Origin of the sequence: Kribbella sancticallisti (assembly GCF_039530625.1) — a bacterium.
Classification (GTDB): Bacteria; Actinomycetota; Actinomycetes; order Propionibacteriales; family Kribbellaceae; genus Kribbella; species Kribbella sancticallisti.
In genome coordinates, this window is record NZ_BAAAOS010000041.1 from 18,766 (window position 1) to 39,384 (window position 20,619).

The 20,619-nt window shown below is 67.9% G+C and carries 17 protein-coding genes; 7 read left to right on the forward strand and 10 right to left on the reverse strand.

Going from position 1 to position 20,619, the window contains the following annotated elements:
• Window positions 1-38 precede the first annotated feature (38 nt).
• Complete coding sequence (locus ABD255_RS27220; protein WP_344218859.1) at window positions 39-1,064, reverse strand: LacI family DNA-binding transcriptional regulator; 1,026 nt, start codon at window positions 1,062-1,064, stop codon at window positions 39-41.
• A 234-nt stretch (window positions 1,065-1,298) separates the two neighbouring features.
• On the opposite strand from ABD255_RS27220, the gene ABD255_RS27225 reads away from it, so the two are divergent.
• On the forward strand, window positions 1,299-2,378 hold the full coding sequence (locus tag ABD255_RS27225) for an ABC transporter ATP-binding protein (protein ID WP_344218861.1): 1,080 nt from the start codon (window positions 1,299-1,301) through the stop codon (window positions 2,376-2,378).
• 97 nt (window positions 2,379-2,475) lie between these two features.
• Here ABD255_RS27225 and ABD255_RS27230 read toward each other — a convergent pair whose 3' ends face one another.
• Window positions 2,476-3,486, reverse strand: a complete 1,011-nt coding sequence (locus ABD255_RS27230; protein ID WP_344218863.1) for a glycosyltransferase family 2 protein — start codon at window positions 3,484-3,486, stop codon at window positions 2,476-2,478.
• 201 nt (window positions 3,487-3,687) lie between these two features.
• Between ABD255_RS27230 and ABD255_RS27235 the strand changes: the two genes are divergently transcribed.
• On the forward strand, window positions 3,688-6,216 hold the full coding sequence (locus ABD255_RS27235) for a YfhO family protein (RefSeq protein WP_344218865.1): 2,529 nt from the start codon (window positions 3,688-3,690) through the stop codon (window positions 6,214-6,216).
• On the opposite strand, the gene ABD255_RS27240 is transcribed toward ABD255_RS27235, so the two are convergent.
• Window positions 6,209-7,198: an ABC-2 transporter permease gene (locus ABD255_RS27240; protein WP_344218867.1), complete on the reverse strand. Its 990-nt coding sequence runs from the start codon at window positions 7,196-7,198 to the stop codon at window positions 6,209-6,211. The two genes, ABD255_RS27235 and ABD255_RS27240, sit on opposite strands and share 8 nt — an antisense overlap.
• Window positions 7,195-8,151, reverse strand: coding sequence for an ABC transporter ATP-binding protein (locus ABD255_RS27245; RefSeq protein ID WP_344218869.1), 957 nt, complete (start codon window positions 8,149-8,151; stop codon window positions 7,195-7,197). The genes ABD255_RS27240 and ABD255_RS27245 overlap by 4 nt, the downstream gene beginning before the upstream one ends.
• Before the next feature lie 217 nt (window positions 8,152-8,368).
• Here ABD255_RS27245 and ABD255_RS27250 point away from each other — a divergent pair, with 217 nt between their 5' ends.
• From ABD255_RS27250 to ABD255_RS27265, 4 genes are read left to right on the forward strand one after another with little or no spacing between them, the layout of a single operon-like run.
• Entirely contained in the window at window positions 8,369-8,677 is a 309-nt protein-coding gene (locus ABD255_RS27250) for a metal-sensitive transcriptional regulator (RefSeq protein ID WP_425554539.1), read from the forward strand.
• 32 nt (window positions 8,678-8,709) lie between these two features.
• On the forward strand, window positions 8,710-8,946 hold the full coding sequence (locus tag ABD255_RS27255) for a heavy-metal-associated domain-containing protein (protein WP_344218871.1): 237 nt from the start codon (window positions 8,710-8,712) through the stop codon (window positions 8,944-8,946).
• Window positions 8,943-9,947 (forward strand): hypothetical protein, encoded by a 1,005-nt coding sequence (locus ABD255_RS27260; RefSeq protein ID WP_344218873.1) that lies wholly within the window; start codon window positions 8,943-8,945, stop codon window positions 9,945-9,947. Before ABD255_RS27255 ends, ABD255_RS27260 begins: the two co-directional genes overlap by 4 nt.
• A gap of 14 nt (window positions 9,948-9,961) precedes the next feature.
• Window positions 9,962-12,199 carry a heavy metal translocating P-type ATPase gene (locus ABD255_RS27265; protein ID WP_344218875.1) on the forward strand — a complete coding sequence of 746 codons (2,238 nt, stop codon included), beginning with the start codon at window positions 9,962-9,964 and terminating at the stop codon, window positions 12,197-12,199.
• A gap of 45 nt (window positions 12,200-12,244) precedes the next feature.
• On the opposite strand, the gene ABD255_RS27270 is transcribed toward ABD255_RS27265, so the two are convergent.
• The 6 genes from ABD255_RS27270 to ABD255_RS27295 form a co-directional block, all read right to left on the reverse strand.
• A complete protein-coding gene (locus tag ABD255_RS27270) occupies window positions 12,245-13,789 on the reverse strand; it encodes a glycoside hydrolase family 13 protein (protein WP_344218877.1) in 1,545 nt (514 codons plus the stop codon).
• A 25-nt stretch (window positions 13,790-13,814) separates the two neighbouring features.
• Window positions 13,815-14,786: a carbohydrate ABC transporter permease gene (locus tag ABD255_RS27275; protein WP_344218879.1), complete on the reverse strand. Its 972-nt coding sequence runs from the start codon at window positions 14,784-14,786 to the stop codon at window positions 13,815-13,817.
• The gene (locus ABD255_RS27280) at window positions 14,783-15,646 is read right to left on the reverse strand and encodes a carbohydrate ABC transporter permease (protein ID WP_344218881.1); all 864 of its coding nucleotides are present in this window, start codon (window positions 15,644-15,646) and stop codon (window positions 14,783-14,785) included. The genes ABD255_RS27275 and ABD255_RS27280 overlap by 4 nt, the downstream gene beginning before the upstream one ends.
• Window positions 15,647-15,735: 89 nt before the next feature.
• Complete coding sequence (locus ABD255_RS27285; RefSeq protein ID WP_344218883.1) at window positions 15,736-17,076, reverse strand: ABC transporter substrate-binding protein; 1,341 nt, start codon at window positions 17,074-17,076, stop codon at window positions 15,736-15,738.
• A 275-nt stretch (window positions 17,077-17,351) separates the two neighbouring features.
• Complete coding sequence (locus ABD255_RS27290) at window positions 17,352-18,083, reverse strand: hypothetical protein (protein WP_344218885.1); 732 nt, start codon at window positions 18,081-18,083, stop codon at window positions 17,352-17,354.
• A 209-nt stretch (window positions 18,084-18,292) separates the two neighbouring features.
• The gene (locus ABD255_RS27295) at window positions 18,293-19,303 is read right to left on the reverse strand and encodes a LacI family DNA-binding transcriptional regulator (protein WP_344218887.1); all 1,011 of its coding nucleotides are present in this window, start codon (window positions 19,301-19,303) and stop codon (window positions 18,293-18,295) included.
• A gap of 87 nt (window positions 19,304-19,390) precedes the next feature.
• Between ABD255_RS27295 and ABD255_RS27300 the strand changes: the two genes are divergently transcribed.
• Window positions 19,391-20,617 carry a DUF4032 domain-containing protein gene (locus tag ABD255_RS27300; RefSeq protein WP_344218889.1) on the forward strand — a complete coding sequence of 409 codons (1,227 nt, stop codon included), beginning with the start codon at window positions 19,391-19,393 and terminating at the stop codon, window positions 20,615-20,617.
• Window positions 20,618-20,619 lie beyond the last annotated feature (2 nt).

A 20,619-nucleotide genomic window follows, 5' to 3' on the forward strand; every position in this document is an offset into this window, starting at 1 on the left:
CCTGGCAGCGTCTCTCTCCTTGTTCTTTGTTCTTGTTCTCAGGGTTGGCGGTGGGCGCCTGTGGTGTTGCGGACTACTAGTTCTGGGCGGAAGAGGAACTCGGTGTGGGGGGTGGCGTGGCCGCGCACCTCTTCGAGGAGGGATTGGACGGCGGCGAGCGCCATCGCGTTGACCGGCTGGCGGACCGTGGTCATCGGCGGATCCGTGAACTCCATCATCGGGGCGTCGTCATAGCCGACTACCGAGATGTCGTCGGGGACAGAGAGGCCGCGCTGGCGGGCGGCGCGGATCACGCCCAGCGCCATCATGTCGGAGCCGCAGACGACCGCACTGACGCCGACGTCGAGGAGGCGCTGGGCCGCGGCGGCGCCGCCTTCCACGCCGAACATGCTGAGCTCTACCAGCGGGTCGACCTCGGCGTCGGTCAGGCCGAGTTGAGCCTTCATCGCGGTGCGATAGCCGGCCAGCTTGCGCTGGACCACGATGAAGCGTTCCGGGCCCGAGGCGAAGCCGATCCGGCGGTGGCCGAGGGCGACCAGGTGGGAGACGGCCAGTTCCATCGCGGCGTACTCGTCGGAGGAGATGAAGGGAGCCTCGACGCCCGGCAGCCAGCCGTTCACGAACACGACGGGCAGGTTGCGGTCCACCAGCGACTGGTACCGGGCGTGGTCGGCGCCGGTGTCGGCGTGCAGGCCGGAGACGAAGATGATGCCGGAGACGCCGCGCTCGAGGAGCATCTCGACGTACTCCTCCTCGGTCGCGCCGGAGGGTGACTGCGTGCACAGGACCGGGGTGAAGCCGCGCTGGGACAGCGCCGACTCGATCACCTGGGCGAACGCGGGGAAGATCGGGTTGATCAGTTCCGGCATCACCAGCCCGATCAGGCCGGCCGAGCGGCGCCGCAGCCTGGTCGGCCGCTCGAACCCGAGCACGTCCAGCGCCGTCAGCACCGCCTGTTTGGTGTCCTCCGCGACGCCGGGTCTGCCGTTCAGGACCCGGGACACGGTCGCTTCGCTGACCCCCGCCTTGGCCGCGATGTCCGCCAGCCTCGCTCTGCTGCTCACGGCCGCACCCTACCGACCGATCGTTGTTCTTGCAGCAAGAACCTGCAAGAACTTGCAGACTGAACCGGAGCCGGGTCTGCGCGGAAGTGTCCAACTGGTGAACAGTACGGACATCTCACACGCCGTACGCCTTGTCAGGAGCTGCGGCTCAGGTGAGGATGGGCGCACCCCCGACCGGGGGCCTTTACTCGGATCGTCCGGCACGTTCCTGCCGGTGAAGGAAGGTACACAGTCATGGCTACTGTCTCGTTCAAGGCGGCGTCCCGGGTCTACCCCGGTTCTGAGACGCCCGCCGTCGACAAGCTCAACCTCGAGATCGAGGACGGCGAGTTCATGGTCCTCGTCGGCCCGTCGGGTTGCGGCAAGTCCACCTCGCTCCGGATGCTCGCCGGCCTCGAAGAGGTCAACGAGGGTTCGATCTACATCGGCGACCGCGACGTCACCCACCGCCCGCCGAAAGAGCGGGACATCGCGATGGTGTTCCAGAACTACGCGCTCTACCCGCACATGTCCGTCGCGGACAACATGGGCTTCGCGCTGAAGATGCAGGGTGTCTCCAAGGAGGACCGCGCCAAGCGGGTCCAGGAGGCGGCCAAGCTGCTCGGCCTGGAGGACTACCTCGACCGCAAGCCGAAGGCCCTGTCCGGTGGTCAGCGTCAGCGGGTCGCCATGGGTCGCGCCATCGTGCGTAACCCGCAGGTCTTCCTGATGGACGAGCCGCTGTCGAACCTCGACGCCAAGCTCCGGGTCCAGACCCGCACCCAGATCGCCGAGCTGCAGCAGCGTCTCGGCGTCACCACCGTCTACGTCACCCACGACCAGGTCGAGGCCATGACGATGGGCGACCGGGTGGCGGTGCTGAAGGACGGTCTGCTCCAGCAGGTCGACACCCCGCTGAACCTGTACGACAACCCGAAGAACAAGTTCGTCGCCGGCTTCATCGGCTCGCCCGCGATGAACCTGCTCGACGCCGCCCTGGTGGAGGGTGGAGCCCAGCTCGGCGATTACGTCGTCCCGGTCAACCGCAGCATCCTGGCCAAGGCCGGCAACGACAAGACGCTGACCCTGGGCGTCCGGCCGGAGGCGTTCAAGGTCTCCGACAAGGGCCTGCCGGTGCACGTGGCCGTCGTCGAGGAGCTCGGCGCCGACGCGTTCCTCTACGGGACCGCGGAGCACAACAACGAGCACCAGCAGATCGTGGCCCGGATCGACGCCCGGATGCCGGTCGAGAAGGGCTCGACCATCCACCTGGCCGCCGACCCGGAGAAGCTGCACCTCTTCTCCACCTCCACCGAGGAGCGCCTGATCGCCTGATCTCCGGATCCGGTACTGCGTACGCCGGCCCCGGGTGGTTCGTCCACCCGGGGCCGGCGTTTGCTTTCAACAGGTACAGCCTTGTGACAGGTACGGCTCAGTCGGCGCGATCGAGGCGGACGTCGTCCGCCGAGCGGCTCTGCAGCCGGTAGGTGGACGTCGCGGCGCCACCCAGCACCACCCCCGGCGGAGCCAGGTTGCTCTCCTTGATCAGGTAGTGCGGCCGGTGCTTGGACTCGTAGTAGATCCGGCCGATGTACTCGCCCATCACCCCGAGCATCACCATCTGCAGACCGCCCAGCCCGGTGATCGCGGCGATCAGGGTGACGTACCCCGGCATCTCCACGCCCTGGGTCGCGGCGACGATGATCACCCAGATCGCGTAGGCGACCGCGATCAGTGTCAGCAGCATGCCCATGTAGATCGCCGCCCGCAGCGGCTTGTTGTTGAACGACAGCAGACCGTCCAGGCCGTACTCGAACAGCTTGCGGAACGACCAGCGGCTCCGGCCGTCCTCGCGCTTCACGTTCTCGTACTCGAAGACGATCGACTCGAACCCGATCCAGGCGAACAGGCCCTTGGAGAACCGGTTGTACTCCTCCAGTTTCAGCAGCCCGTCGACCGCCCGGCGCGAGATCAGCCGGAAGTCGCCCACGCCGTCCATCAGTTCGACGTCGGCCCACTTGTTGATCATCCAGTAGTAGGTCCGGGCCAACAGCGTCCTGGTGGCGGGATCACCGGCCCTGGTCCGGCGCGCGATCACCTGGTCGAAGCCGCGGCCGTGCAGTTCCAGCATCCGCCCGATCAGCTCGGGTGGGTGCTGCAGGTCCGCGTCCATCAGGATCACCGCGTCGCCACCGGCGTGGCGCAGGCCGGCCAGCATCGCCGCCTCCTTGCCGAAGTTCCGGCTGAAGGACAGGTAGCGCACGGACGGGTCGGCGGCGGCGATAGCGGCCAGCGCGTCGAGCGTGCCGTCCTTGCTGCCGTCGTCGACGTAGATGACCTCGTACGGCTCCTCGGTGGCCGCCAACTCATGACTGACGGCTTGATGGAACCGCGCGACGACATCCACCTCGTTGTAACAAGGGACCACCAGCGTCAGCCGCATTGCACTCCTAGCCTCGTATTACCAGACTGATCCTGCCTTACTCGACAGGCCGATCTGGGGCTGATGCGATGGGCGGCAGCGGGAGAGATCGTTCACCCCGGCAGGAGTGTAGCCTGACGCGGGTACACCTCTAGACCGGAATCGACAGCACGTTTCGCGCAGGCGGGGGGCGCCATGCACGAATCACCCGGGGGGCGATCCTTGCATTCGGAAGACAGCGGTGTCCAGCCGCCGGCCAGTGAGAGGCCTGCGCGGAAGCGGCGCCGGATCCCGTGGCTGGAGATCTGGCTGTCCGGCGCCCTGGCCGCGGTGGGTTTCTCGGTGGCGGGGATGGCCCGGAACACCTATCCGTTCGGCCCCGACTCGCGCAGCACGAACGACCTCGGGACGCAGTACGTCCCGTTCTTCACGCATCTGTGGGACCTGTTGCACGGGCGGGCGCAGGGCGACTTCTTCTTCAACTGGCAGAGCGCCTACGGCGTCGGCTTCCTGGCGGACTTCGGTGTCGTTCTCGGCAGCCCGCTGTCGCTGCTGGTCGGGTTGTTCCCGCGGGATCGCATCGATCTGGCCGTCTTCGTCATCACCGCGCTGAAACTGGCGCTGGCGGCCGCCGCGATGGCGGCGTACCTGGTCCGGATGCGGCGCGGTCCGCGCTGGCTGGCGGCGGTGCTCGGCGCGTCGTACGGGTTGTGCGGGTGGGCGATCGACGACGGCGCGTACGTGCCGATGTGGCTCGACGGGCTGATCGCGCTGCCGCTGTTCTGCCTGGTCGCCGAGTGGACCGTGCAATCGCTGACCCCACCCCGCCACCCCGGTCAGGCGCGGCGCAAGCACCTGATCCTCAGTGTCGCCGTGGTCGCGCTGTTCTGGGTGTCGAACTTCTATACGGCGTACATGGCGACCATCGCCGGTGGTCTGGTGCTGCTGGCCCGGATCCTGACCAGCGACCTCAGCTGGCTCAACCGGCTCCGCGCGCTGATCCGGTACGGCGTGACGGTTGCCCTCGGCATCGCTGCCTCCGCACCGGTCCTGCTGCCGGTCTTCCAGGCAAATGGGGCCGCGGCCCCCTCTCCCCCGGGCATCTTCTCGCCGGTGCCGGTGGAGAACTTCATCGCCCGGCTGTTCCCGCTCTCGGAGGGCGTCGGCCGCAGCGCGAGCCTGTACGTCGGGACCGCGGCGCTGGTGCTCGCGCTGTCGCTGCCGTTCAACGGGTCCGTCAAGGCACGGACCCGGGTGGTCTGGACGCTGATGGTCGTCCTGGTCGGCGCGTCCTTCCTGTGGGAGCCGACGCACGTCGTCTGGAACGGCTTCGACACCCCGAACGGCAGCCAGTACCGCCAGGCGTTCGTGCTGTGCGCGATCCTCGTGATCGCTGCCTGGCTGTCCGTGGCGGATCGGACGCCGAGCTGGATCGCGCTCACCGGCGGCGTCGCGCTGCTGGTGGGACTGGCGCTCTATGCCCAGGACAATCCGTTGCTGACCAGCCACTCCCTGCAGCTGCTTGCCTTGTCGGCTGCCGGTGTCGTGGTGGTGATGCTGATGCTGCGCTACCTCCGCCGCTACCGGACGATCGCCCTGCTGGCAGGCGTGGCCCTGATCGCCGCGGTCGGGGCGGAGCTCACGCTCAGCGCCGTGGTGGTCGATGAGCAGCGGAGCAAGGTCCTCAGCGCGCCGGCCGTGCCCTGGGGCCGCCACCAGCAGGCGCTGGCCGACAGCGTCGAGGCGGCGGCCGGGTGGCCGAAGTACCGAGTTGATCCGGGGACGTCCACGACGCCCAACGATCCGGTCCTGCTGGGCGGTCAGGGCGCCGGCTACTACAGCAGTTTGTTGCCGGAGACCCTCAATCACACCTTGACCGGTCTCGGCTTCGGCTGGTCGGGCTACGGTCGTGCCTCCTACGAGCTGCAGAATCCGGTCACCGACGCGATCTTCTCCGTCGGCGCCACCATCGGCCCCTACGCCGGGATCACCCGCGCGGACGTACCACCCCTGGTCACTGTGCGGCCGAAACCGCTCCCCGACGCGCCCAAGGACAGTACTGCGTACGACATGCAGGAGCGGCTCCTCGGGGCCGACGTGTACGACATTCCGGTCTACAAGGCGAAGCGGGCCGCAGACGGGGTGTTCACGCTGCAGGCCTCGTGCCGGCCGGGCTTGACCGTCTATCTGTACCTGCCCAGGGTGGACGGCGAGGCGCGGTTCAACACCGCGAACTGGATGCCGTTGGCGGCCGCCCGGCGACCGGGGATCAACACCAGCAGCGCGATGGTGCAACTGGGCAAGGTCCCCGCCTCCGGCTTGATCGCGGCCGAGCTCAAGGTCAAGGCGGCACCAAACAACTTCCTGTACCAGGGGGCGATGGGGTGCCTCGACTCCGCCCGTCTGACCAAGGCAGTCGCCGCGCTACAGGCGAACGGTGCGGTCGCGGTACAGGCTGGTGGGCATTCGATCCACGCGACGCTCAAGCCCGGTACTACGGGCGTCGCGGTGATCGCGGCGCCTCACCTACCCGGCTGGCGGTGCTCCACGGACAACGGGCAGCTGAAGGAGGCGTCGAACTACGGCGGCCTTCTCGCGGTAGAGCTGCCTGGTCCGACCCGGAAAGTCAGCTGCGACTACCGGCCGCCAGGCCTCGAGCTGGGTTTGGCAGCCGCCGGCGGCGCAGGACTGGTGACGCTGTTGCTTGCCCTCGCGTCCTTGCTGTGGAGACGCCGCAGGCAGGCTAGCTGATGTCGCGGCGGGTGAAGGCGAAGCCGCCGAGCACGACCAGGACGACGGCGAGGATGCCGAGATACCAGGCACCGTGCTCGAACGACAGGTGCTTCTCGATGTAGTCGCAGCCGTAGCTGCCGTCCGGATTGCTCTGACAGTCGTTGAGGAAGTACGTCGCTCCGTGCTGGACGAAGGCGTCGAAGTTGAGCTTCACCAGCCAGGGCTGGGCCTTCTGGAGGAAACCGCCGAAGACTCCTTCGACCAGGACCAGATAGCCCATCGCGACGCCGATCGCTGCCGCGGTGTGCCGCAACAGCGACCCGTCGACTCCACCGAGGGCGGCTCCGACGGCTGTCACCAGGACCGCGCGGCCGGCTGTGGCGATGAGATCTCCCCACTGCTTGCCGGTCATCCCGGCGGTGGTTCCCAGCTGGTCGACGATCAGGAAGGTCCCCAGCATCAGGATCGCGAGGATCCCCACCGCCACCGGGACGAACCCGATCGCGGCGGCCAGCAGCTTGCTGCCGTACACCCGGAGCCGGCGGGGCTCGAAGGTCAGCCAGTTGCCGATCGCGCCGGTGCTGAACTCCGCCCCGACGAAGCTCGCGCCGATCAGGAAGGCCGCGAACACCAGCAGGTAGGACGATCCGAGCAGGGTCTCCGGCATCACCTCGGCGAAGACGGTCCTCGGTTTGCCGTACATGTCGATCGTCGGCGGACTGACCTGGCAGTACTGCTCGATCGGCGGTTTCGGATCCGGCAGCTTCGCCAGCTCCGCCTTGCACAGCTCGAGGTTCTTCGCGCCGTTCAGCTCCCAGTCCTTCGTGGCCTGATCGAACTGGAACTGCGCCTGCCGCTGCTGCTCGGCCGACAACGGCCGCGCGCTCTGCCAGGTCGCGAACAGCAGGAAGGCGGTGATCAACAGCACCGCGCCGACCCCGATGACGGTGAGGCGGCGGGCCACCAGGCGGCGGAGCTCGACTCCGGTGAGCCGGATCATCGGTCGCCTCCCAAACCCTCGTCGGCGGTCAACTCGAGGAAGACGGACTCGAGGTCGGCACGGACCGGGACCAGTTCGGATACGTACAACTCCTGCTGGGCCAGCTGTCTCGTCACCTCCGATGGATGCTCCGCTCCGTCGACGTACAAGTAGTTGCCGTCAGCCCGCACTGTCAGACCGGCCGAGGTCAGGATCCGGGCCGCGGCCTCCTGCTGCGCCCGCGGATCGCCGGCCGGACCGCCGAGTGCGACCTTCACGGTCGATCTGCCACTGCCGCCGATCACCTCGGCGACGGTGCCGGTGGCCAGCAACCGGCCGTGACCGATGATCGAGACGGTGTCGGCGACCTGCTCGACCTCGGCCAGGATGTGGCTGCTGACCAGCACGGTCCGGCCCTGCGCGCCGAGGCTGCGCATGGTCTCGCGGATCTCCCGGATGCCGGCCGGGTCGAGGCCGTTGGTCGGCTCGTCGAAGATCAGCAGGTCCGGCTCCTTCAGCAAGGTGGCGGCGATCGCCAGCCGCTGCTTCATCCCGAGCGAGTAGGTCCTGAACCGGTCCTTGCCGCGGTCGCCCAGCGAGGTCTCCTCGAGTACTTCGCCGACCCGCGTTCGCGGCGCGCCGATCGCGTCGGCGAGCAGTTCGAGGTTCTTCCGGCCGGAGAAGGCGGGAAAGAACTTCGGCGACTCGACGATCGCGCCGATCCGGCCGACCACCTCGGGCAGGTGCTCGGGGACCACCCGGTCGAAGACCGTCATGGTGCCCGCGTCCGCGCGGACCAGGCCGAGCAGCATCCGGATCGAGGTCGTCTTGCCGGAACCGTTGGGCCCGAGGAAGCCGTGCACGCCGCCGATCGGCACCTCCAGGTCCAGCCCCTGGACCGCGACCACCCGCCGGCCGCGCCGGGTGCGATAGGTCTTGCGTAGGGCCTGTGTACGGATGGCCAGGTCCGGCATGGCATCCCTCTCGTCCGCGCCCCCTCACCGAGGGGAGGCTCATCTTCGCAGAGGAAGACGTCCACCCCACGGCGTTTGGCGCCGACCGCCCGGCCTCATGCCGTTCAAATACCCCTGCCCCGTATTGGGGAAGACTTGCATTGGATACCCCAAGGGGGTAACGTACGTCGCGTCGACATACCCCCGAGGGGTAGCAGCAGGAGAAGAGGAACCCGCCATGACCACCGAAGAGCAGACCGAGCACGTGCACGGCTACACCTCCGAGAAGTCCAGTCACCTCAAGCGGCTGCGGCGGATCGAGGGGCAGGTTCGCGGGCTGCAGCGGATGGTCGAGGAGGACAAGTACTGCATCGACATCCTGACCCAGGTGTCGGCCGCCACGAAGGCGTTGCAGTCCTTCTCCCTGGAACTGCTGGACGAGCACCTGTCGCACTGCGTGGTCGAGGCCGCGCAGCGGGGCGGGCCGGAGGCGGAGGAGAAGGTCCGCGAGGCCTCCGACGCGATCGCCCGGCTCGTCCGCAGCTGAACAGCACACACAACCGAGCAAGGAGCACCGCTATGACCACCACGACCTACTCCGTCACCGGCATGACCTGCGGCCACTGCACCGCCGCCGTCACCGAGGAGCTCAGCAAGCTGTCCGGCGTCCAGCAGGTCAGCATCGACCTCAACGCCGGCGGCACCTCCGCGGTGCACGTGACGAGTGAGTCCGCCCTCGACGACGCCGCCGTACGCGAGGCCGTCGACGAGGCGGGCTACGAGCTGGCCGCCTCCTCCCCGGGCGCGAGGGCATGACCCGGGCTGTCGCGGTCCGGCTCGGCGCGTTCGCTGGTGCACTGGCGCTGGCGTTCGCCGGCGCGTTCGCACTGGGCTCCGTGGTCGACCCGGTCGCGGCAGCCGATCCGGGCGCCCACGCCGACGGCCAGGACGGCGGGATGACCGACGGTATGGGCGAGCAGGCCGGCGAGCATGGCGAAGGACACAGCGAGACCGGTGGGCAGCTCCCCGGGCTCGCGGTGTCCGAGTCCGGCTACACGCTGGTCCCGGCGACGACGTTCTTCCAGCCGGGCAAGCAGGAGAGCCTGCGCTTCACGATCCAGGGCCCGGACGGCAAGCCCGTCACGCAGTACACCGAGACCCATGAGAAGGACCTGCACCTGATCGTCGTACGGCGGGACCTGTCCGGGTTCCACCACGTGCACCCGACCAGGGCGGCGGACGGCACCTGGAGCATCCCGTTCACGTTCACCGCGGGTGGCACCTGGCGGATGTTCGCCGACTTCCAGCCGGCCGGGCTCGGCAAGACGCTGACACTCGGTACCGATCTCAACGTCTCCGGTCTCTACATCCCGGTCCCGATGAGCGAGCCCGCGAGCATCTACAGCTTCGACGGGTACGACGTGACGCTGGCGGGCAAGCCTGTCGCCGGCAAGGAGGCCGAACTGGTCTTCACCATCACCAAGGCCGGCCAGCCGGTCAAGGACCTGCAGCCGTACCTCGGGGCGTTCGGGCACCTGGTGTCCTTGCGCGGTGGCGACCTCGCCTACCTGCACACGCACCCGTCCGAGGAAGCGACGGCAGGGATGAAGGGCGGTCCGGAGATCAAGTTCGGCACCACCTTCCCGACCGCCGGCACGTACAGCCTGTTCCTGGACTTCCAGCACGCGGGCAAGGTGCACACCGCCGAGTTCACCGTGAACGTCGGCGCAACCGGTACTTCGATCGTCCCGCCGACCGCGCTGCCGAGCACGGCACCCGCGACCCCGGGGCACGAAGAAACCCCGCACGGCCACTGAGAGGAGGCCCAGCAATGACCACCCCCGACAACTCCGTGGAACTCATCATCGGTGGCATGACGTGTGCCTCCTGCGCGAACCGGGTCGAGAAGAAGCTCAACCGGATGGACGGCGTCACCGCGACCGTCAACTACGCCACCGAGAAGGCGAAGGTGACGTTCGCCGAGGGCATCAGCACCGACGAACTGGTCGCCACCGTCGAAGCCACCGGCTATACCGCCGCGTTGCCGGCTCCCCCGGCAGCCGACAGGGCCGAACCGGCCGACGAGCTGAAGCCGCTGCGCAACCGGCTCTTCACCAGCCTCGCGCTGGCGACCCCGGTCATCGCGCTGGGCATGATTCCGGCGCTGCAGTTCAACTTCTGGCAGTGGGCGTCGCTGACGCTTGCCGCGCCGGTGGTCACCTGGGCGGCCTGGCCGTTCCACAAGGCGACCTGGACGAACCTGCGGCACGGTGCCGCGACGATGGACACGCTGATCTCGGTCGGCGTGGTGAGCGCCTTCCTCTGGTCGCTCTACGCGCTGTTCATCGGCGAGGCGGGCCGGCCCGGCATGAAGATGCCGTTCACCCTGATCCCGTCCCGGGGCAGCGGCGCCGAGGAGATCTACCTCGAGGTCGCGGCCGGCGTCACCACCTTCATCCTGGCCGGCCGGTACTTCGAGGCGCGGGCCAAGCGCCGCTCCGGCGCGGCTCTGAAGGCCCTGCTGGAGCTGGGCGCCAAGGACGTCGCCGTACTGCGCAACGGCGCCGAGGTCCGGATCCCCGCCGATCAACTTGCTGTGGGCAACGAGTTCGTCGTCCGGCCGGGTGAGAAGATCGCCACCGACGGCGTGATCGTCACCGGCAGCAGCGCGGTGGACGCGTCGATGCTGACCGGGGAGTCAGTCCCGGTCGAGGTCGGCGAGGGTGACTCCGTCGTCGGCGCCACCGTGAACGCCGGCGGCCGGCTGGTCGTCCGGGCCACCCGGGTCGGTTCCGACACGCAGTTGGCACAGATGGCGCGGCTGGTGGAGGACGCGCAGAACGGCAAGGCCGCGGTCCAGCGGTTGGCCGACCGGGTCTCCGGGGTGTTCGTGCCGATCGTGATCGCGCTGGCCCTGGGCACGCTCGGGTTCTGGCTCGGCAACGGCTCGCCGATCGAGGTCGCCTTCACCGCGGCCGTGGCCGTCCTGATCATCGCTTGCCCTTGTGCGCTTGGACTGGCGACCCCGACGGCCCTGATGGTGGGGACGGGTCGGGGGGCTCAGTTGGGCATCCTGATCAAGGGTCCCGAGGTGCTGGAGTCCACCCGTCGCGTCGACACCGTAGTACTGGACAAGACCGGCACAGTGACGACCGGGCGGATGGCACTGGCCGACGTACTGCTTGCCGAGGGCGAGGACCGTGCGGAGGTACTGCGGTTGGCCGGGGCGCTGGAGCACTCCAGTGAGCACCCGATCGCCCAGGCGATCGCCCGAGGGGCTGCTGACGAGCTTGGCAAACTCCCGGACGTCGAGGACTTCGGCAACGTCGAGGGTCTCGGAGTGCAGGGGATCGTCGAGGGGCACGCAGTACTGGTCGGGCGGACGCGGTTGCTGGAGGAGTGGAGCCAGTACCTGCCTGAGTCCCTCGCCCACGCGAAGGAGCACGCCGAATCAGAAGGCAGTACTGCGGTCGCGGTCGGCTGGGATGGCAAGGCCCGGGCCGTGCTGGTGGTCGCGGACACGGTCAAGCCCAGTTCTGCCGAGGCGATCAAGCAGTTGCGGGCACTCGGGCTGCGGCCGGTCCTGCTCACCGGGGACAACGAGGCAGTGGCGCGGAAGGTCGCGGCCGAGGTGGGGATCGAGGACGTCATCGCCGAGGTGTTGCCGGCCGACAAGGTCGACGCGGTGAAGAAGTTGCAGGCCGAGGGCCGGGTGGTCGCGATGGTCGGCGACGGCGTGAACGACGCGGCCGCGCTCGCCCAGGCCGACCTCGGCCTGAGCATGGGCACCGGCACCGACGTGGCGATCGAGGCCAGCGACCTGACGTTGGTCCGCGGCGACCTCCGCTCGGCCGCCGACGCGATCCGGCTGGCCCGGAAGACCCTCGGCACCATCAAGGGCAACCTCTTCTGGGCCTTCGCCTACAACGTCGCCGGCCTCCCGCTCGCCGCCGCCGGCCTCCTCAACCCGATGCTGGCGGGCGCCGCGATGGCTTTCAGCTCAGTCTTCGTAGTCACCAACAGCCTCCGTCTCCGCCGCTTCCAGCCCCTCACCCCAACCGACAGCTGAAACACAGTCGCCGTCCGGAGGAATCCTTCGGACGGCGATGTGTTGTCAGCGGAGCCAGGCGGTGGTGTCGGAGGGGAGGCGGCCTTCCTCGAGCGGGCTGCTGGTGAGGAGGATCTCGGTGTACGGCAGGAGGTCGATCGAGTCAGGGGTGAGGTTGACGAGGCAGGTGAGGGATTCCCGGGTGAAAGCGAGTACGCCGGGGGCCGAGTCGAGCCAGGTGAGGGTGCCGTCGCCCAGGGATTGCCGACGGAGCTTCAACCCGTCGCGGTAGAGGGCGAGCATGGAGTTCTGATCGGCCTGCTGAGACTCGACGGTGAGGTTCTTCCAGTCGGCGGGTTGCGGCAGCCACGTAGTACCGGAGCCGAAGCCGAACGGGGGCTCCTTGCCCGACCACGGGATCGGAACACGGCAGCCGTCGCGGCCACGGTCCGCGCCGCCGGAGCGGGCCCACAGCGGGTCCTGCAGCAGTTCGTCCGGCAAATCCTCCACCTCAGGCAGGCCCAACTCCTCGCCCTGGTAGACATACAGCCCACCCGGCAACGCCATCGCGAGCAGAGCAGCAGCGCGCGCCCGGCGCTCACCTAGTACAGGATCCGTCTCCATCCCGTGCTTCCGATCCTGATGCGAGAACGACGTGTCAGGACGCCCGTACTTCGTGACGGGCCGGGTGACGTCGTGGTTCGACAGCACCCACGTAGGAGGTGCTCCGATCGGGACGTGCGTGGCCAGTGTCAGGTCGATCGACGCCCGCAACTCCTCGGCGATCCACGGCCGCGATAGGAAGTCGAAGTTGAACGCGGTCTGCATCTCGTCCGGCCGCAGGTAGAGCGCGAACCGCTCCTGGTCCGGCATCCACATCTCGCCGACCAGGAACCGGCCCTCGTAGGAGTCGGTGATCTGCCGCCAGCCGCGGTACACCTCGTGCACCTCGTCGTGGTCCGTGTACGACTCCTCGACGCTGTCCAGATCCTTGAAGAGCACGGCAGCGCTGTCGATCCGGATGCCGTCGACCCCGCGGTCGAGCCAGAACCTGAGGATGTCGTGGAACTCGTCGACCACCTCGGGATTGTGCCAGTTGAAGTCGGGCTGCTCGGGCGCGAACAAGTGCAGATACCACTGACCATCGGAAACCTGGGTCCAGGCCGGGCCGTTGAAGATCGACTGCCAGTCGTTCGGCGGCAGCCCACCGTCCCGGCCGTCGCGGAACAGGAAGCGCTCGCGCTCGACCGATCCCGGGCCGGCTGCCAGCGCCTGGACGAACCAGTCCTGCTGGTCCGAGCCGTGGTTGGGCACGATGTCGATGATGGTGCGGATCCCCAGCGCGTGTGCTTCCTCGATGTAGGCCTCGGCCTCGGCGAGGGTGCCGAAGCTCGGGTCGATCGCGCGGTAGTCGGCCACGTCGTACCCGCCGTCGGCCATCGGCGACGGGTACCACGGGTTCAGCCAGATCGCGTCGATGCCCAGCTCGGCCAGGTACGGCAGCCTGGCCCGCAGCCCCGCGAGATCACCGATCCCGTCACCGTTGCCGTCGGCAAAGCTGCGCAGGTACACCTGGTAGATCGCGGCTCCGCGCCACCACGTTTCCGACATTGCTTCTCCTTAGGGGTTGGGGGAATCAGCCTTTGAGGCTTCCGGCGGTGAGACCCGCCATGATGCTGCGCTGGAACACGAAGAAGACCAGGATCGTCGGCAGGCTGGCGATCACCAGCGCCGCGATCAGTACGTTCTGTGGCATCTGCGCGGACAGCGACGCGATGCCGACGCTGATCGACATCTTGTCGGTCTCGGGCAGCACCAGCAGCGGCCAGACGAAGTCCTTCCAGACCGTCACCACCGACAGGATCGACACCACGCCGAGGATCGGCCGGGACACCGGCAGCACGATCGACCACAGGATCCGCAGCGGTGACGCGCCGTCGATCTCGGCGGCTTCCAGCAGCTCGCGCGGGATCGAGTCGAAGAACCGCTTGAGCAGGAAGATGAAGAACCCGTTCGCTGCCGCCGGCAACCAGATCGCCCACGGGGTGTTCAGCAGGTTCCAGTGGAACAGCGGCACGTCCTTGGCGACCAGGTAGGTCGGCAGCAGCAGCACCATCGGCGGGATCATCAGCGTGGCCAGCATCAGCCCGAGGATCAGCTTGCCGAAGAACGGCCGGAGCTTGGACAACGCGTACGCCGCCGTCACGTCGACCGCGAGCGTGAACAGCCACGCGCCACCGGCGTACAGGGCGGTGTTCCGCAGGAAGACGCCGAGCTGGAGCTGGTTCCAGGCCTCCTGGTAGACGCCGAAGTCATATTCCTTCGGGAAGAAGCTCGGCGGGATCTGCGCCAGCTCGTCCGGCGACTTCAGCGCGCCGGTCACCATCCAGTACAGCGGGAAGACGAAGGCCACGGTGAAGCCGACCACGACGACCACCAGGACCGTCCAGTAGGTCAGCTTGCCGCGCCAGGACCGCAACGACAGCGGCGACACCAGGCCTCTGGTCTCGGCGCCCCGGCCCTTGCCGTTCTTCTTCCTCGTACTGCGCGGCGCCGGGGCGGGCGGGGTCGCCTGGAGCACCGGCTGCGGTTGCAGGGTCGTTGTCATCGGCCACCTTCGTTGTCTCGCGAGACGCGCAGGTAGATCGTGGAGAACACCAGCAGCACCACCATCAGCATCAGGCCGAGCGCGCCACCGCCGCCGAAGTCGCCGAAGTTGAACGCGTACTGGTACATCAGGTAGGCCACCGTCACGGTCGCGTTCTCGGGACCGCCGCCGGTCAGCAGGTACGGCTCGATGAACACCTGCATGGTCGCGACCACCTGGAGCAGCAGCATCACCAGCAGGATCAGCTTGGTCTGCGGGATCGTCACGTGCCAGACCCGCCGGAACAGGCCGGCGCCGTCGAGTTCGGCCGACTCGTACAGCTCGCCCGGGATGCTCTGCAGCGCCGCCAGATAGATGAGCGTGCCGGTGCCGAGGTTCATCCAGGTGGACACGAGAACCAGGGAAATGAGCGCGGTGCTGGTCGAGTCGAGCCAGGCCAGCGGCGGGAGGCCGAAGCCGTCCAGGACCTGGTTGAACAGGCCGGAGCCCGGGTCGTAGAACCATTTGAACAGCAGTACGGCGACCGCCGGGGGGAGCATCACCGGGAGGTAGACGACGAACCTCAGGTAGGCGACGGCATGCCGCAACTCGTTGAGGACCACGGCGAGCACGAACGGTACGGCGTACCCGACGACCAGCGCGAGGGCGCTGAAGGCGGCCGTGTTCAGCCACGCGGACCGGAAGGCCGGGTCCTCGATCACGGTGCGGAAGTTGTCGAAGCCGACCCACTTGGCCGGATCGACGAAGTTGTTCTCCTGGAAGCTGAGGATGATCTCGCGGATCATCGGATACCAGGAGAAGAAGGCGAAACAGATCAGCGCCCCGCACAGGAACCCGTACGCCGTGAGGTTGCGGCCCACCGCCCGACGCGCCGCGCCATTCTTTTCAAAGGGGTGCGCCGCACCCGGAGGAAGGGCACGGCGCACCGGCGGCTTGGAGGTAATGGCCATCAGGTGTTCTTGGCGAGGATCTTGTTGGCCTTGCTCTCGGCGTCGGAGAGCAGTTTGTCGATGTCGGCATCCTTGCGGGTGAGCACCGCGGACATCGCCACGTCGAGTACGGCGTACAACTCCTGCGCCTTCGGCGGCTCGAGCTTGTTGGTGATGCTCGCCTGCGCGGTCACGTACGGGGTGAAGTGGTCGACCGGGACGGTGGCGAACTTCTTCCGCAGTTCGGTGATCTCCTTGCCGGGCGCGCTGTCGCCGTACAGGTCCGGGATCGGCAGTCCGACCGGGCGGCCCTGGGCCTTGGAGCGCTCGTAGTTGAACTGGCCCTGGCCCGGCGTCAGTTCGTGGAACTCCAGCCAGAGCAGGCCGGCCTTGATCTTCTCCGGCGTCGCCTTCGGGTTGAACATGTACCCGTCGCCGCCGCTGAGCGAGGCCTTGCCCTCGGACTCCGGCACCGCGGCGACACCGTAGTCCTCGAACTTGCCCTGGAAGTCGTTGTTGACCGACTGGACCACGTCCGGCGCGCCGATCATCATGCCGAGCTTGCCCGAGCCCATCATCCGCATCAGGTCTTCCCACTGCAGCAACTGCTTGGTGCCCATGCTGTTGTCGTTCCAGCGCATCTGCTTCAGGTTCTCCAGCACGGCCTTGCCCTCGGCGCTGTTGAAGGCCGCGGACTTGCCGTCCTCGCTCACCATCGAGCCACCCCGCGCGTACAGGGAGGTGGCGAAGTGCCAGCCGCCGGTGTTGCCGGCGCTGTACTCACCGAAGCCGGTGTAGCCGGCGCCGAGCCCGGCGATCTTCTTGGCGGCCTCCTGCACCTCGGCCCAGGTCTTCGGCGGCGAGTCCGGGTTCAGCCCGGCCTGGGTGAACAGTTTGCGGTTGTAGACCAGTCCCATGTTGTAGTTGTTGCGCGGCAGCCCGTACGTCTTGTCGCCGTCCTTGAAGACACTCTGGACGTCGGGGCGGATGTCCTTGAGCGCCTTCACGCTGCCGACGTGCTCGCTGATGTCGGCGGCCTGCTTGGCCTTGATGATCTTCTGGACGTCGGTGTAGTAGACGTAGAAGACGTCCTCCTGACTACCGCCGGCCAGTTTGGCCTGGAAGGTGTCCGGGTTGATGCAGGGAAACGCGTCCTTGCTCTGGATCGTGATGTTCGGGTGCAACTTCTGGAAGGCCGCGACATCCTCGTCCCAGGCCGTGCGTTCCTTCGCGTTGCTCTTCGGCGGCTGGCATCCCACCGTGATGGTGACCGGCGCGTCCGCACCCGCGGATCCCTGGGCAGCCGGCTTGTCCTCGTCCCCGGATCCACAGGACGCGGCCGCCAGGCCCAGCCCTGCCACGAGCAACAGGCTTGCCGGCCGGCGCCAACCGGCCGCTGACACCCTGCGGTGGCTCGTTGTCCTCATCGATCTGCCCTTCTCGAAACGGCACCGGTCTGAGCCGGCCCACGATGGCGAGGGCGAGTCCCGCCCCTTGATGTGGTCCGTACCGTAGGCAATCTGACGGGATCAGCGCAATACTTCGATCTCAAGTTGCAAAAACGTGACTGCACTGCGGAACTGGCGGAGATCGCCAAGAGATGCTCGGTTGTCCGCCGTTGTCAGCGCCGTGGCGCCTAACCCCGGTGGACCTCCACGCCGTCGGTGGTGATGACGATCGGCGCCCAGGACCGGTCGGCGATGCCATCGCTGTCACGCAGGTGCACCAACCGGCGGCCGTAGAAGACGAACCCGTCGACCACCTTCGGGTCGTACACGTAGTGGGCGATCGGGGTGCTCGCCGTGATGTCGGGCGCGTAGTCCATCCGGCGGAGCAGGAACTTGTCGTCGTAGTAGAAGACCTGCTCGGGATTGTGGTTCGGGAGGTTCGACGGGAAGGTCACCGCGAGCCGGCGCCAGGTCTCACCGCCCTCCTGCCACGGCTCGATCTCGTGCGCCTCGACCCCGGGATAGGTGAAGAGGAAAGGCTCCACGAAGTAGTTCCAGTTCGCCGTACCGGTGAAGTAGGCGACGTGCGCCCGATCCCACTTCGTCTCCAGCGTGTACTCCGGGAACGAGGTCAGCGGGTCGTCCCGGCGCTCCACCTCCCGGCCGGCGGCGTCCAGGATCCGCACCTGCGCGGGATCGCCCTCGAACACGGCCGTCGACTCCGCGCCGACGAACGGCGACAACGTACTGCGCTCCTGGCGGGCGTCCACCGTGAGCGTCTGCTGCTTGCGGATGTCGGGCCAGCCGACGCCGTCCCAGAACGGTCCATCCAGTGACAACTTGGCCGTCAGGCCGGTCACCTTCGCCCAGTTCTCCAGCCCGCCGTGCACCTCGAGCACCTTCGCCAGCAACGCGTCCATCTCCACCGCTCCTCATTCCACCCTTCGGACTCTCTGCCACCCCCAATATGACCGACCGTCTTGCCGATGTCAAGACGACCGGTCATTTTGTAGATTCGGGGAGGATTTCACCCTCATCCAGGGGTGTAATCCTCCCCAAACCCACCCCGGGGCCGCGCTAGCGGAGGAGCCGAGCCAGGGGTCAGGGGTCAGGGGTCAGGGGTCAGGGGTCAGGCGGGGATGGTGGAGGTGGTTTTGAGGCGGGCGGTGGAGGCGCGGACGACGAGTTCGGGTTCGAAGAGGAGTTCGTCGGCGGGGACCGCGGCACGCTCGATCAGGGCTACGAGCATGTCCACGGCAGCCCGGCCCATCGCGTCGATCGGCTGCCGGACGGTGGTCAGGGGCGGGTCGGTGCAGTTCATCATCGCGGAGTCGTCGTAACCGATCACCGAGACGTCGTCGGGAACCGACAGCCCGGCCCGCCGTACTGCGCGGATCGCGCCGAGAGCCAGGATGTCGCTGGCGCAGACGATGCCGGTGGCTCCGTGCTTGACCAGCCGGGTGGCCGCCGCGTGCCCACCTTCCAGCGAGAACATCGTGTGCTCGACCAACTCCGGATCCGCCTCCGGCGAGGCCATGAAGGCGTCCAGCTTGCGCCGGGAGGGGATGTGGTCGCGCGGGCCGAGCACCATCCCGATCTTCTGGTGGCCGAGCGCCCGGAGGTGCCCGATCGCCATTTCCGCGGCGACCACGTCGTCGGACGAGACCTGCGGGAAGCCAAGGTGGTCGACGGCCGCGTTGACCAGTACGGTCGGCAGCCGGCGCTCCTGGATCAGTTCGTAGTGCCCATGAGGCGCGTCGGCCTGGGCGTAGAACCCACCCGCGAAGACGACACCCGACACCTGTTGCTGCAAGAGCAGGTCGACATAGTCGGCTTCCGACACTCCGCCGACAGTCCGCGTGCACAGCAACGACGTGAAGCCCTGCTGCGCCAGCGCTCCCCCGACGACCTCGGCGAACGCCGGGAAGATCGGGTTCTGCAACTCCGGCAGCACCAGTCCGACCAGCCGCGCCCGATCCCCGCGCAACTGCGTCGGCCGCTCGTAGCCCAGCACGTCCAGCGCGGTCAGCACCGCCTCCCGGGTCGCCTCGGACACCCCGGGCTTCCCGTTCAGCACCCGGCTGACGGTCGCTTCGCTCACGCCGACCTTCTTGGCCACCTCAGCAAGACGTCGTGTCATAACGCAAACAGTACGCCATATCGCGCAAGTTCTTGCGGCCGCTTGCGTTCGTTACCCGAGCCGTCAGGAACTGACACACTGGGGTGCGTGCCTCGCTTCGTCGCCACCCGCCCGGACACCGGTCTGTTGTCGCTCCCGTGGGAGATCCCGCTGGAGGACTGGCCGGAGGATCAGCTCGTCGCGCTGCCGCGCGGTATCTCCCGGCACGTCGTCCGCTTCGTCCGGGTCAGCGGCAGCGTCTACGCGATCAAAGAGGTGATGGAACACCTCGCGATGCACGAGTACCGGCTGCTGCGCGACCTCGAACGGCTGGACTCGCCCTCGGTCGAACCCGTCGGCGTCATCACCGACCGGCTGGACAAGTCCGGCGAACCGCTCGACTCGATCCTGGTCACCCGGCACCTGCAGTTCTCCCTGCCGTACCGCGCGCTGTTCTCCAGCACGCTGCGCCCGGACACGGTCAACCGGTTGATCGACGCGCTGGTCGCGCTGATCGTCCGGCTGCACCTGCTCGGCTTCTTCTGGGGCGACTGCTCGCTGTCGAACACGCTCTTCCGCCGCGACGCCGGCGCCTTCGCGGCGTACCTGGTGGACGCGGAGACCGGTGAGCTGCACCAGGACATCTCCGACGGCCAGCGCGCCCACGACCTGTACACCGCCGAGATCAACCTGTTCGGCGAGCTGTCCGACCTGCAGGAGGGTGGCCTGCTCGACGAGGACATCGACCCGCTGGAGACGGTCCAGTCGATCACCGCCCGGTACGAGGCGCTCTGGAAGGAGCTGACCGCGCCGGAGGAGTTCCACACCGACGAGATGCACCGGCTGGACTCGCGGATCCGGCGGCTGAACGAGCTCGGCTTCGACGTCGCCGAGATCGACATCATCACCGACTGGGACGGCAGCCAGGTGCGGATCCAGCCGAAGGTGGTGGACGCCGGCCACCACAGCCGCCGGCTGCTGCGGCTGACCGGGCTGGACGTCGAGGAGAACCAGGCCCGCCGGCTGCTGAACGACCTGGACTCGTTCGCCGCGGCGACGGACCAGCAGAACGAGGACGAGGAGATCGTCGCGCACCAGTGGCTGAGCGAGGTGTTCGAGCCGGTGGTGCGGGTGGTGCCGCGGGACATGAAGCGCAAGCTCGAGCCCGCCGAGGTGTTCCACGAGGTGCTCGAACACCGCTGGTTCCTGTCCGAGGAGGCCGGCCACGAGGTGGACACGATGCAAGCGGCCCGCTCGTACGTGAACGACGTACTGCGGGCCAAGCCGGACGAGAAGCTCACGCTGCCACCGCCGCCACCGGGCGAATCGGAGTAAAT

Excerpts from the sequence above, each read along its gene's own strand:
- ABD255_RS27290 (WP_344218885.1), bottom strand. The coding sequence starts at position 18,083 with ATGGACGCGTTGCTGGCGAAGGTGCTCGAGGTGCACGGCGGGCTGGAG.
- ABD255_RS27255 (WP_344218871.1), top strand. The coding sequence starts at position 8,710 with ATGACCACCACGACCTACTCCGTCACCGGCATGACCTGCGGCCACTGC.
- ABD255_RS27270 (WP_344218877.1), bottom strand. The coding sequence starts at position 13,789 with ATGTCGGAAACGTGGTGGCGCGGAGCCGCGATCTACCAGGTGTACCTG.
- ABD255_RS27245 (WP_344218869.1), bottom strand. The coding sequence starts at position 8,151 with ATGCCGGACCTGGCCATCCGTACACAGGCCCTACGCAAGACCTATCGC.
- ABD255_RS27240 (WP_344218867.1), bottom strand. The coding sequence starts at position 7,198 with ATGATCCGGCTCACCGGAGTCGAGCTCCGCCGCCTGGTGGCCCGCCGC.
- ABD255_RS27225 (WP_344218861.1), top strand. The coding sequence starts at position 1,299 with ATGGCTACTGTCTCGTTCAAGGCGGCGTCCCGGGTCTACCCCGGTTCT.
- ABD255_RS27295 (WP_344218887.1), bottom strand. The coding sequence starts at position 19,303 with ATGACACGACGTCTTGCTGAGGTGGCCAAGAAGGTCGGCGTGAGCGAA.
- ABD255_RS27275 (WP_344218879.1), bottom strand. The coding sequence starts at position 14,786 with ATGACAACGACCCTGCAACCGCAGCCGGTGCTCCAGGCGACCCCGCCC.
- ABD255_RS27265 (WP_344218875.1), top strand. The coding sequence starts at position 9,962 with ATGACCACCCCCGACAACTCCGTGGAACTCATCATCGGTGGCATGACG.
- ABD255_RS27250 (WP_425554539.1), top strand. The coding sequence starts at position 8,369 with ATGACCACCGAAGAGCAGACCGAGCACGTGCACGGCTACACCTCCGAG.
- ABD255_RS27230 (WP_344218863.1), bottom strand. The coding sequence starts at position 3,486 with ATGCGGCTGACGCTGGTGGTCCCTTGTTACAACGAGGTGGATGTCGTC.
- ABD255_RS27260 (WP_344218873.1), top strand. The coding sequence starts at position 8,943 with ATGACCCGGGCTGTCGCGGTCCGGCTCGGCGCGTTCGCTGGTGCACTG.